General features: G+C 32.5%; 9 protein-coding genes. 1 reads left to right on the top strand and 8 read right to left on the bottom strand.

From position 1 onward, the window contains the following. Positions 1-73: 73 nt before the first annotated feature. The 8 genes from F1592_RS05610 to F1592_RS05575 all read right to left on the bottom strand — a co-directional run bounded on the left by F1592_RS05610 (position 74) and on the right by F1592_RS05575 (position 11,492). The gene (locus F1592_RS05610; protein WP_149809658.1) at positions 74-1,090 is read right to left on the bottom strand and encodes a FecCD family ABC transporter permease; all 1,017 of its coding nucleotides are present in this window, start codon (positions 1,088-1,090) and stop codon (positions 74-76) included. Beyond that, complete coding sequence (locus tag F1592_RS05605; protein ID WP_053017196.1) at positions 1,087-2,091, bottom strand: FecCD family ABC transporter permease; 1,005 nt, start codon at positions 2,089-2,091, stop codon at positions 1,087-1,089. The genes F1592_RS05610 and F1592_RS05605 overlap by 4 nt, the downstream gene beginning before the upstream one ends. Positions 2,092-2,125: 34 nt before the next feature. Beyond that, positions 2,126-2,923 carry an ABC transporter ATP-binding protein gene (locus F1592_RS05600; RefSeq protein ID WP_053017195.1) on the bottom strand — a complete coding sequence of 266 codons (798 nt, stop codon included), beginning with the start codon at positions 2,921-2,923 and terminating at the stop codon, positions 2,126-2,128. Between the two features lie 207 nt (positions 2,924-3,130). After that, the gene (locus tag F1592_RS05595; RefSeq protein WP_053017194.1) at positions 3,131-3,964 is read right to left on the bottom strand and encodes a YitT family protein; all 834 of its coding nucleotides are present in this window, start codon (positions 3,962-3,964) and stop codon (positions 3,131-3,133) included. Between the two features lie 491 nt (positions 3,965-4,455). Beyond that, on the bottom strand, positions 4,456-5,688 hold the full coding sequence (locus F1592_RS05590) for a NupC/NupG family nucleoside CNT transporter (RefSeq protein WP_011276509.1): 1,233 nt from the start codon (positions 5,686-5,688) through the stop codon (positions 4,456-4,458). 220 nt (positions 5,689-5,908) lie between these two features. After that, positions 5,909-8,077, bottom strand: a complete 2,169-nt coding sequence (locus tag F1592_RS05585; protein ID WP_107609876.1) for a bifunctional glycosyltransferase/CDP-glycerol:glycerophosphate glycerophosphotransferase — start codon at positions 8,075-8,077, stop codon at positions 5,909-5,911. A 19-nt stretch (positions 8,078-8,096) separates the two neighbouring features. Beyond that, positions 8,097-9,596, bottom strand: a complete 1,500-nt coding sequence (locus F1592_RS05580) for a glycosyltransferase (protein WP_053017193.1) — start codon at positions 9,594-9,596, stop codon at positions 8,097-8,099. Positions 9,597-9,764: 168 nt separating this feature from the next. Then, positions 9,765-11,492, bottom strand: a complete 1,728-nt coding sequence (locus tag F1592_RS05575; protein WP_149809659.1) for an ABC transporter ATP-binding protein — start codon at positions 11,490-11,492, stop codon at positions 9,765-9,767. 140 nt (positions 11,493-11,632) lie between these two features. Between F1592_RS05575 and pbp4 the strand changes: the two genes are divergently transcribed. Then, positions 11,633-12,925, top strand: a complete 1,293-nt coding sequence (pbp4, locus tag F1592_RS05570) for a penicillin-binding protein PBP4 (RefSeq protein ID WP_107609875.1) — start codon at positions 11,633-11,635, stop codon at positions 12,923-12,925. Positions 12,926-13,133: the final 208 nt, after the last annotated feature.

The raw sequence follows: 13,133 nt of genomic DNA, 5'->3' as shown, positions 1-13,133 counted from the left end.
AATATTTAACTAATTAGAAACGATGTCTTACATATATTTTATCTTTAAGTATTACTATTTATTTCACCAATTTTTAAATACTTTTAGATTTATACATTAAATAGATGAAATAAGGTGCGCCTATAATAGCAACTACAATACCAGCAGGTACCCCTGTCGGTTCAAGAATAACCTTGCCAATGGTATCTGATAAAACAAGTAAGAAGGCACCTACAATAATTGAAATTGGTAAAAATAGTTGATGACGCGGTCCAATAATTGATTTTGCAATGTGTGGCCCCATTAAACCAATAAATGCAATAGCACCTGCAACAGCCACGGCAATTGATGATAAAACAACAGCAATAAAGAATAAAACTACACGTTCACGTTCAATCTTAACACCAAGTCCTTTTGCAATATGCTCATGTGTATTAATTAAGTTTAACACATTAGATTTATATAAAAGAAATGGAATAATAATGATAAGCCACGGAATAGTTGCAATTACAAATGTCCAGTCATCGCCCCAGATATTACCAGCAAACCAAGTAGCAATAAATTCTGACTGATCTTCATTAAATTTAGACATAAGCGTAATAGAACCACCATATAAGGCTGTCTGCATGCCTACGCCAATTAGCACCATACTTGAAGGTGTAATGCCCTCTCTCTTGTTCACACTAAATAAAAAGATAACAATTGCAGTAGCTACACCGCCAATGACACTAATCGCTGGTAACACATACACAAAATTATCAGGGTTAATTTGTCCTATTGAAATAAATAATGCTATTGCGAATCCACCACCAGCATTAATACCTAAAATACCTGGCTCCGCAATTGGATTCTTAGTGACACTTTGAATAATAGCGCCACTTAAACTTAACGCAGCACCTGCTAAAATAGTAATTAACATTCGTGGAAAACGAAATTCCATTAAGATTAATTGATCATAATATTCACCTTGACCTATGAGCGTCTTTAAAAAATGATCAACCGGAATTTTATATTCTCCTGAAGACACACTCCATGTACATGCGGCTAATAATAATATTGAAAAAATCACTAAAGTAACGATTTGTTTCCGTCTTAGTTTAGGATGAATCATATTGTGCGCCCCCCTCTTTTAACTAAGTATAAGAAGTAAGGCACACCGATAAATGAAATAATCGCTCCCACTGGCGCTTCACCTAACATTCGTGCTACAGTATCAGCTAAAATCATAAGTAAACCGCCTGTTAAAGCTGTTAATGGTAATACCTTTGCGTAGTCTGTACCTACTAAGAATCTGACAATGTGAGGTACCATCAAGCCAACAAAGGCAATTTGTCCTACCATTGAAACGGCTACCCCCGCTAATATCATTGTTAAGAACAAACTTACTCCACGAATCAACGTGATATTTTGTCCCAAGCCTTTAGCAAGTGTCTCTCCTAAATTTAAAATCGTTAATTGTTTACTCATTGCTATGATGATAACAATAGCAATGATAATAACAGGTCCGCTCCACATAAGTTGTTTCCAAGTCGTACCTGAAACACCACCAGCAGTCCAGAAAGTAAGTGTTTGATTCAGCTTAAATGTTAAAGCAATACCTTGACTCAAAGCCGTTAAAAGTGCACTTACAGCAGCACCTGCTAAAATGATTCTCATAGGATTGAAGCCATCGCGTCTAGATCGACCTATTGTTAAGACAATAAAGCCACCCAACATCGCACCTAAAAACCCTGCACACATGAGCAATAGGAATGGTGCTGCCGGATAAAAAGCAAATGTTAACGCCAATGCAAATGAAGCCCCAGAGTTTAAACCTATTAAACTTGGATCTGCAAGTCCGTTTTTAGTTACGCCTTGAATAACAGCACCAGCAACTGATAATGCCATTCCAACTAATACCGCACCTAAATCACGCGGTATACGTATCTCACTAATAATATTATGTTGTTGATTTTTAGGATTATAATGAAAAATAGCATCCATAATAGTTGAAAAACTAATTTTCGCTTCACCTATCAAGATAGATACAAGCAATGCGCCTATTAACAACACAAAGACTAAAATAATATAGCCAATAAAACCTATGTTTACTTTTTTATCTTTCTCCATCATGATAAAAATTCCCTTTTCTTAGTTTATCTATATATTATGAATAATTACGTTCGAATAAGTCATATGTCACTAACAATGGTTTGCCTGTACGAGGGTCCGTACTAAGTACGACATCGATATTAAACACTTTTTCTAGAATATCTTTAGTCAACACGTCTTCAGTAGCGCCACAAGCAATGATTTCACCTTTCTTCATTGCGATAAGATGATCAGAAAAACGAATAGCCTGGTTAATGTCGTGTAAGACCATAATGATGGTACAACCTTGTTCTTTATTTAATTGTTGAACTAATTCTAAAATTTCTAATTGATGTGAGATATCTAAATATGTTGTGGGTTCATCTAGGAAAATAATGTCTGTTTTTTGAGCCAATGCCATCGCAATCCAAACTCGTTGACGCTGACCACCACTTAAATCATTAATAGAACGATGTCTAAATTCAGATGTGCCAGTAACATTTAAAGCCCAATCAATCTCTTTTTTATCTTCAGCAGATAAACGGCCGAACCCTTTTTGATGTGGAAAACGACCATAAGATACTAATTCTCCAACTGTAAGGCCATCTGCTACTTCTGGTGTTTGTGGTAATATAGCAATTTTTTTAGCAATTTCTTTAGTTGATTGCGTATGAATATTTTCACCATCTAATTGAATTTCGCCATTTTTAATTGTTAATAAGCGTGACAATGCTTTTAATAAAGTAGATTTCCCACAACCATTAGGCCCAATGATAGACGTAACCTTGCCATCTGGTATTTCTACATCTAAATTGTTAATAATCGTATGATCCCCATATCCAATTTCCACTTGTTGCGCTTTTAAACGATTCATGCTTTCCCTACTTTCATAATAAATAACTTTATGTACGATTGATTTTGTCAATTGATAATAATTATCATAGTCAATAGATGTATTATAACATCTTTGTAAATAACTGACTATTTGTAATCGACAAAGCAAAGGTTAGGTATTTCATTAATTGATGTCGTCATATCACCTTCACCAATATATTGAAACACCTAACCTTATTCATTCTCATTATTCATCTGCTAAAAAGCCATTACCATATACATCTCTCACATCATGCACAACTAAAAAGGCTTGATTATCAATCTTACGTATAATTTTCTTAGCTCGAGACACTTGTGTTTTTGCAACGACAACATATAATACGTCTTTTTCTTCACGACTATAATAGCCTCGACCATCTAATATTGTGAGACCTCGTCCGACTTGTTCATCTATCGCTTTCGCTACTTGGTCAGGCTTACTTGAAATAATCGTCATTGCTTTTTTAGTATTTAAACCTTCTATAACATATTCCATAACTTTGGTACCTATATATAATGAGATAACTGTTACTAAGGCCATCTGCAATGGTAATACAGTTAATGATATGAGTACTACAATCAAATCAAAAAACAATAACGCATATGCAGTACTTACATCTAAATATTTATTAGCAATTTGTGCTAGTATCGTTGTCCCTGCAGTTGTACCACCAGCTAAAACAATAATACCAATGCCCAACCCAACACAAGAGCCACCAAATATAGCGTTAATGATGACATTTCCAGTTTCGACGTGCCAAGACTCAGTTAAACTTAAAAACAATGAGATAAGTACAGTCGCCACAATAGTTAATAACATACTTTTTTTACTCAAAAATTTATACCCTACAATGATCAGTAGTGCATTCGCTACAAAGTTCGTGATGGCTGGAGAAATGTGAAACGCATAATATAATACAATGGCTATACCTGTTACGCCACCTTCTCCTAAATTACCTGAGATAATGAATGCATTAACTCCAGCTGAAAATATGAAAGAGCCTAGTATAACTAAAAGTAAATCTTTAATATTTTTATTCACATACACCAACCCCTTTTAATGTAATATCATTAAAAAGGTTATCACAATCACTAGTAAAGCTACAATATGCATTTTAGAAATAGTCTATATCTATATTATTTTCAAGGTATATTTCTATTTCATCATGTTTATGTGAACTAATTTAAAAACAAATATAAATTTTCTGAATTTTTTGTTTACTTTGTCAATTACATTTGCTATAATGTGTATAACTTCTTAATAAGAGAAGTTATCTCCTTTGTGTTGTTTATAGTAACAAAACAAATTTTGCTCGAAGTACTGTGACAGTACCTAGTCCTTACCGTTACAAGTACATTAATATTCATTTCCCATAAAAACCAAGTATATAGAGTGTCTCCTCACCCTACATACTTGGTTTTTATCATGTTAACTAAAATCTACTGAAATAATTCAAAAAAATCGTGGAACGAAATTCAAATTGAATGATGTTCCACGATCCTTTTTAATTGTTAAACATGTTATGTATCTTCTTACCAAGCGAATAATCCGACAAACGCTGCTGTAAGTAATGATACTAATATACCTGCTAATAACATCATTGGTACGTATTTAGATACAAAATCTGATGTTTTTTGATCGACAATCCCTTTTAATGTTCCGACAATCATTCCGATTGTAGAGAAGTTAGCAAATGAAACTAGGAATGTTGAAATAACTGCTCTTCTGTGAGGGCTATATGAATCAACGACTTTACTAATTTCACCCATAACTACAAATTCATTAGTAACAATCTTCTTAGCCATTTGTTGAGCAACAATCCATGCTTCTCCCCATGGCAAACCAAGTAAAAGTGCAAATGGATACATGAATAAACCTAAAATTTGATTTAAACCGAAACTACCTTTTACGCCTATCCATCCACCAACTAGACCTGTAATTAAGTTTATAAAGCGATCAATTAAGTCTGCTAAAGCGACAAAACTAATTACAAATGCAATAATGATTAATACTAATTTACCTGCATTAAGTACAGAATCACCTAAAAATGAGAAGAAAGGTTGACGTTCTACCGTTTCATTATTTTTGATGCTATAAATGATGTCTTCTTGTTCTTCAACACTTACCGGATTCAAAATTGAAGAAACAATTATCGCATTAATAATATTTAGCGGTATCGCTGTTAATACGAGATCACCCGGTATCATTTGAACGTATGCACCAACAATAGCTCCAGAGATTGAACTCATTGACATCATAGCCACTGTTAATACACGCATTTCATTCATACGTTTCAATTGTTCGTTTGATACAGCTAAAGCTTCAGTATTACCTAAGAACATCATTTCGATGCCAAAGAATGATTCAAATTTAGGCTGACGCGTAATTTTCGCTAGCACCCAACCAATACCACCTATAATTTTAGGTAAAATATTGAAATACATTAATACGTCAAATAATGGTACTACAAGTAGAATTGGGAAGAGTGCGCTAATCGCCATATCCATCTGTTTACCGCTAGTGAAACTGCTGAATGCAAATCCTGTTCCAGTATGTGCTGATTGAATTACCCATGCGATTGCTGAAGCTAATCCTTCTACAATCGTTCTCCCAATTTGGAAATAGACGAAGAACCATGCTAAAAACAAGTTTAATACAACAAGAATTAAAATAGATTTCCATTGGATGTTTTTGCGATCTCTTGAAAATAAAACTGCAATTCCCAAAAACGCAAGTAACCCAATGATGTTAACCAATAAAAACATAAGGCACCTACCTGATTAATTTTTTATGACATTAATGTCATAGCATGTCTATACAACAGAACCGTACTTTATTCACTAATTAACCCCAAAAGTTCCGTTAATAATATATTTTTAATTATACCATGAGGTAATGTTCGAGAAAATAAAGATTTTTTTAATAGTACAATAGAAAGCACTAGAGTTAAACTTACTGCTCTAGTGCTTTCTACTTTCATTTTAATTATGATTTTTTCTCAATATCATTATAAATATAATCACCAATATATTGAGATGCTTTTCCATTTTCTATAGAACAAAAATCATTATAAAATGCTTCTATCTTATCTTGATATTTCACTTTATGTTGATCAATTTGTTTTAACTCTTCAGCTAATTTAAACTCGTCTGTAATAATTTCACCTGGTAGGTCGTTCATGTAATCCATGTAGAAACCACGAAGTCCTTTATCATATTTTTCTATATCGTATGCAAAGAAAAATTGTGGACGCTTCAAGATACCAAAGTCAAACATAACAGAAGAATAATCAGTAATTAATGCATCAGAAATTAAGTATAATTCCGAAATGTCATTATAATTTGATACATCAATTGCAAAGTCATCATATCCATGTAAATCTAAAGCATTCGCAATTAGATAATGCATTCTTAATAAGATGACATACTCATCTCCTATTTCTTTTTGAAGATTAGCTAAATTAATTTTCAAATCAAATAAGTATTGTCCCTTTTTCACAAACTCATCGTCTCTCCAAGTTGGAGCATACATGATAACTTTCTTATCTGCAGGTAAATTCAAGTCACGCTTAATTTGTTCAATATATTCAGTGTCATTTTGACGGTTAACTAATACATCATTTCTCGGATAACCAATCTCCCAAATACGGTCTTCATCCATCCAAAATGCTGATTTAAAAATATCAGAAGAGTATCTATTTGGTGATACTAAACGATCCCAACGTGATGCTTCAGCATAGAAGTTCTTCTTATAGTTTGCAGTTGTCGTGCCAGGCATTCTAACCACTTTCATATCATTAGCTAAACGTTTTAATGGTGTTCCGTGCCAAGTTTGGATATACATTTGATTCTCTTTTTTATTTAAATATAAAGGTAATCTAGCATTTGTAACCCAATATTTTGCTTTAGCATAGGCATCATAATAAGCTTGAGATCCTTTTTTCACTTTAGTAGCATTACCTGGAATATTGTTATTTTCTGGTTTTGAAAAGACCCAAATATAATTTAAATGAGGATAATGTTTTTGCATGTATTCATAAATATATTTAGGACTATCGCTATAATTTTTACCACCAAACGCTTCAAATACAATTGTGTTCGGGTCAACTAAGTCTTCATTATCAATCAGTTGATATTTTGAGCGTTCTTTCATCTTGCTATTTAACACAATATTTTTAACTAAACGCGTTTTATTTCGTAAGTCATTAACATATTTGGCATTTTCAACATCATCCATTGATAAGAATAATATTTCTAAATTGTATAATACTTTCCCATCTTTTAGGATGTTCCATTTTAAAGCTTTAACAATTTTAATAAGCGCATCTTCAAGTGACACATATCGAGATTTTATATCTCTAAGTGCAGGATCAAACCCACTTTTAATTTCATTTTTCATTCGTTGAATTAGGAAATTTTTAATTCGCTTATCATTCGTTCTTTGCATAGCATCAAAGAAACTATTAACATGATCTTCAAATTTATTTGTAAAATCTTGATCACTTAATGTATTACCATAAAATGGATCATATACCTCACCACGATAATAGAATGGGAAGTTGGTAATTCTAACAAAACGCTCCGCATATTTTAAATACTCAAGCACAAATGACGTATCAGCATAAATATCTAATGATTCATTAAATTGGATCTGATGCGCTTTAATAATGGCATTTTTAAATAAAATATTACATGCTGATTCTTTTCTCAAAATTGCATTTGGACTTTTTTGATGAGAAGCATATTGCAAACGTACTTTATCTTTATCTACATACTGTGGTCGTTGACTTCTAAATTTATGAATTGGTGCAATCAGTGTATCTAAACCATTCACATGTTGCAGATAGTAATCAACAGCATATGAGGCCAATTGATCATCGGCATCTAGGAATAGTACGTATTGACCATGTGCTTGTTCCAAAGCTACATTTCGTGCATGTGCATGTCCAGTATTCTCTTGCAATTGAATGAAGTGAACGTCTTTATCATATGATTTTAATGCTTCTTGTAAGATTTCTGTTGAGCGATCAGTTGAACCATCATCGACAACAATAATGTCAAAGTCTTGATTTCTCTGGCTTTTTAAACTGTGAATACACTCACTAATATAATCTTCATTATTAAAATACGTAATGATAATCGATAATTTATTCAATATATTTCTCTCCAATTTTCTATTTATTCTCCACATGTGTTACGTCATCGATGAGTGATTGATAATTGTTTGACGCTTGTTCTACACTAAATTTTTCACTTAATTTTACATCTTTGAAATGAATATTTCTAGCCATTTCCATTGCATCCGCAAACCCTTCGATGTCATCTTTTTTCACAAGTATACCATTTTCATGATTAGTAATTAACTCACTCGGTCCATAACGTACGTTATATGAGATAACAGGGCAACCATAGTTAATACTTTCCATAATCGATAACCCAAAGCCTTCATAGCGACTTGTCAATAGTGAAGCTATCACTTTTGAAAAGACTTCTTTAGGATGATTAGTGTGTCCTTTGAAAATTACTTTATCTTCAAGTTGAAGTGTTTTAACCAATTGCTTCAATTTGTTTAAATTACCCTCTTTATCTTTTCCATATACAAGCAACTTAGATGAATAACCTTTTTTCAAATAAATATCAAACGCTTTGATAATATGATCAATTTGTTTTTCTTGAGCCAATCTACCAATAAAGCAAAATTGATCTTCTACATCATCTCGACTATACGATTGCGCTATACTAACAAAATGAGGTATGACATCTATTTTATTATCATCTATACCAAATTGTGATTGAATATCATGTTTTTGGTATTCTGTTAAAACTATATATTTATCGATTATTTCTTGTTTATCTAGTGCTAATTTATATGAATGACGAACTTTATTCCCTTGTAAATGATTGCTATGAAACATTAATATGCGCTTAATGTCATTTTCACAATCAATCAATGGTCTGTCGAGTAAGCGTGCATCATTAAATACAACACTTCCATTAGGTAAAACATGGTTATAATAATAAGTAAATAAAGCTTTTTCATTATTAAAGGTGTGCGGCTCACCGTGCATTGATAGATGTTGAATATCAATCAATTTGTTCTCTTCATCGTTCGTAAAATGTTTCTTTAAGTACACGTTACCCTTTTTATCATAATATTCTTCCATTGTTTTGATTGCCGTTACATCATCAAAGTAATCAATTTTATGTAATCTGCCATTTAGCGTGAATGCCTTACGTTTAGATACCTTTTGTGAATTAGGATTGATTGTATCTTCAAACTTCATAACCTGTCTATTCGCATAGTATTTGCGAAATAACACATAAACATTATCTTTATAGTATTTTACGTTATCGCCTTCTTGAATGGCCTCTAACCCACGTATTTTAACTTTAGTTTGAATTGGTAACTTTCTAAATAATCTGGGTTCAACTGGTTCCTCTAATAAATTATAATTCGCAAGCCAATCGTATATGTTGTCTAATTTTGTATTCTCAGTTATTAATTCTTTATTCCTAAAAATTTTATATATATTTTTATAATTAGCGTTATAGTTCGTCGTTAGAATTGTAGAAGTTTCTCCCAAATGAGTTTCTAAAAACTTTACTCTATGTAACAATGATTTAGTTCTTCCACCATGTGTAGGAGGTAAAGTGGAAGTTATTGTATATAACATAATTATGCTCCAATCTTAAGTTTTAAAGTGTGAGACTGTACACTCACATACGTCATTTAATTATTGATGATTATTTCACAGTTAACTACATAAGACAAAACATATCCTTCATTTTTCTTATTAAAAAAGTAGTTGGAACTAGTATAAGTCCCAACTACCTAATATTCATTACTCGGTTAAATTTTGAGTAGTAACAAACTGATGGTATTTTTCGTGATTTTGCATTAATTCAGCATGTGTTCCTTCACCTGTTACCTTACCTTGATCTAGGAATATGATTTTGCCTGCTTTTTTTATAGTTGAGAGACGATGTGCAATAACAATAGTTGTTCTTCCTTCCATAAGAATTTCTAATGCCTCTTGAATTTTTTGTTCGCTCTCACTATCTAAGTTTGCGGTAGCTTCATCTAATAATAAAATATCAGGATTTTTCACAAAACTGCGTGCAATATCGATACGTTGTCTTTGACCGCCAGATAACTTCAGACCACGTTCACCTACTAACGTGTCATAGCCATCATCAAACTGCATAATAAAGTCGTGACAATTCGCTAACTTAGCATACTTAACCAATTCTTCATCCGACACTTCACGGTTTATACCATATAAAATATTGTCACGTATCGTACCACTCATCATAGAATTCGATTGCATTACATAACCAATCTTGTTTCGCCAATTTGTAATTGGAACATCATAAATACTTTGCGTTCCATATTTAATATCTCCAGATTCAATATCATACATACGTTCAATCAAATTAAAAATTGTACTTTTTCCTGAACCCGACGGACCAACAAATGCGCTCACCTCTCCTTGAGGTATACGGAAAGATACGTTGCTAAGAATCGTTTTAATATCATATTTAAAATCAACATTTTCAAATGACAATTCGCCATCGTTAATTGAGATATCTTCTATAGGTTGTAAATCTTCCATTGGTTCAATAGGTTCTTGCATGATTTCAAAGATTCTACTACTTGCACCAACTGCTTTTTTATAATCTGTAACTAAGGTTGAAAGATTCATTAATGGCATCGATAACTGCATCACATAAAAAATCATCGCAATTAACGCACCAGCTGTTATCGCACCTGTAGCTATTCTTATCGCACCGAAACCTAATATAACTGCGATCATTAATAACATAATCACACTTGAAATAGGTTGAATGACAGCTGTAATTTTTGCTTGTCGCAGACCTAAATTATAAATCTCACGTAAATTACTGTGCGCGTTATTTAATTCTTGTCTTTCTGTATTCGATACTTTTACTAAACGCATCTCAGTTAACACACGACCTAGCAAACCACTAAAGTTAGCAATTTCAGTTTGTGTGTTCATTGATATCTTTTGTATTTTGCGACCTAATGGAATCATTATTGCCATAAATATCGGAATTGCAATAAATGTTAATAATGTCATTTGCCAGTCCATAATAAACAACATAACTATGGATCCAATGAGTGTAATTACTGCGGGAAGTAATTGTGGCAATTTCTGTGAAATAAATTCATTTATAACCTTAGTATCGTCTGTCAAACGACTCATTAACTGCCCACTTTCATTCTTGTCGAAAAAAGGCATTTTTAATTTAATGATATGTTCCCAAAGTATTGATCGAATATCGTAAATCATTTTTTCACCAATTTTACTTAGTAGATAAATACCAATACCACTTAGTAGTGCATTAGCTATAAATATTCCTGCAAATAAAAGAACGATATTCCAGTTGATACTACTTGTTGAGAATTTATCAACTAATCGTCCGGTAAATAGCGGAATTAACAGACCACTAATACTCCCTAGCGAAGAAATAATGATTGCCGCAATAATCAGTCCATATGGCCACGACAATCGTTTAAATAAGAAAAATAACGGATTTTGTCCTTTCATAAATTAGCCCTCTTTTTATATTCATTTTAAAAATTTAATTATCTTATTTTCCAAGTATAAAGCTTTAACAAATAAATTCATATTATCAAATTTATATGATAAAATATTTTAGTTGAAATTTTGAAAAAGGAAAGATAAGAATGAAACGAAGCTTAATAATTACCTTTGCTCTACTTTTAACCATTGTTATTATAGCACCTAACTCCTACGCTTCCGAATATGAACCAACACCTACTGAAATTGCTAGACAATATGGTTACCCGAATGTAACAGATGCCTATCAACCTGAAGGTAGCATAAATGTAAGTCAAACCGGGCAAATTTTGTACGACTATCAATCTAACCAAAAATGGTACCCCGCTTCAATGACGAAGCTAATGACAATGTATCTTACACTTGAAGCCGTGAATAAAGGTGAGCTTTCTTTAAATGACAAAGTACATATTACGGACAAGCATTATCGCATGTCAACTTTACCAGAATTAAGTAATACGAAATTATATGCTGGTGAAACATATACAATTAGCGAGCTACTCCAAATTACAGTTTCTAACTCAAGTAACGCTGCAGCTTTAATTTTAGCTGATGAGGTTTCGGGAAATGTGAATGATTTTACTGATTTAATGAATAAGAAAGCTAAAGCATTAGGCATGTCAAACACACATTTCGTAAACCCAACAGGTGCTGAAAACAAGCAATTAAAAGAATTTGCGCCATCAAAATATAAAAACCAAGACAATACTACTTCCACTGCGAAAGACTTTGCAATTCTAGATCACCATGTTATCAAAGAGACTCCTAAGATATTACATTTCACTAAACAACTTGCTCCTACACAACACGGTGTCACATATTATACATTCAATCATTCATTAGAAGGAGCCAAAATGAGTTTGCCAGGTACAGATGGTTTAAAGACTGGCTCAAGTGATGTTGCAGATTATAATCACACGATTACAACTAAACGTAACAACTTCCGCATTAACCAAGTTATTATGGGAGCAGGAGATTACGTGAATTTAGGTGGAGAAAAGCAACGTAATATGATGGGAAATGCCATGATGAATCGTTCTTTCGATCAATACAGTTATAAAAAGGTACTTTCAAAAGGCACACATAAAATCAATGACAAAAAATACTATGTCAAAGATAACTTATATGATGTAGTACCTGAAGGTATGAATAAAAAAGATTATAAATTTATCGTTAAAGATGGTTCAATTCATCTTGACTACAATCGCCAATTTCTTACAAAAGATGATGGACCTCCAAAAGTTGAAGTAACGAAACCTCTATTGCACAAAGCAAATACCATTGCTCAAACGACGTGGAAAGAGCATCCAGTGGTTACCTTTGTCGCATTAGCATTATTAGCAATTGCATTTATACTTATTGTACGTTCAATTATTCATTTATTATTTAAACGTAAATAAAGTGATTGATAACTCTTTAGCTATGTAGTAACAATATCTTTTACTTTCAGTATTAATATAAAGAGGGAGTAGGACAGAAATAATATTTTCTCACAATTTATTTCGTTGTCCTACCCCGGCAAGGATGACTAGGTTTGAAAAAAGCTTGAATCAAGCGCATTTTCAAATCAGTCAGCTACTGACAAAATGATAAAGTAGGCTGAGACAT

This window comes from Staphylococcus sp. GDX7P312P (assembly GCF_008385775.1).
In the GTDB taxonomy this organism is placed as follows: domain Bacteria; phylum Bacillota; class Bacilli; order Staphylococcales; family Staphylococcaceae; genus Staphylococcus; species Staphylococcus haemolyticus.
Note: the sequence above shows the minus strand (reverse complement) of the source record. Positions and strands in the feature narration are given on the sequence as shown.

What these genes read in the sequence shown, in the direction of transcription:
- F1592_RS05575 (WP_149809659.1), bottom strand. Translation starts at nt 11,492, where the DNA reads ATGAAAGGACAAAATCCGTTATTTTTCTTATTTAAACGATTGTCGTGG.
- pbp4 (WP_107609875.1), top strand. Translation starts at nt 11,633, where the DNA reads ATGAAACGAAGCTTAATAATTACCTTTGCTCTACTTTTAACCATTGTT.
- F1592_RS05590 (WP_011276509.1), bottom strand. Translation starts at nt 5,688, where the DNA reads ATGTTTTTATTGGTTAACATCATTGGGTTACTTGCGTTTTTGGGAATT.
- F1592_RS05605 (WP_053017196.1), bottom strand. Translation starts at nt 2,091, where the DNA reads ATGATGGAGAAAGATAAAAAAGTAAACATAGGTTTTATTGGCTATATT.
- F1592_RS05580 (WP_053017193.1), bottom strand. Translation starts at nt 9,596, where the DNA reads ATGTTATATACAATAACTTCCACTTTACCTCCTACACATGGTGGAAGA.
- F1592_RS05600 (WP_053017195.1), bottom strand. Translation starts at nt 2,923, where the DNA reads ATGAATCGTTTAAAAGCGCAACAAGTGGAAATTGGATATGGGGATCAT.
- F1592_RS05610 (WP_149809658.1), bottom strand. Translation starts at nt 1,090, where the DNA reads ATGATTCATCCTAAACTAAGACGGAAACAAATCGTTACTTTAGTGATT.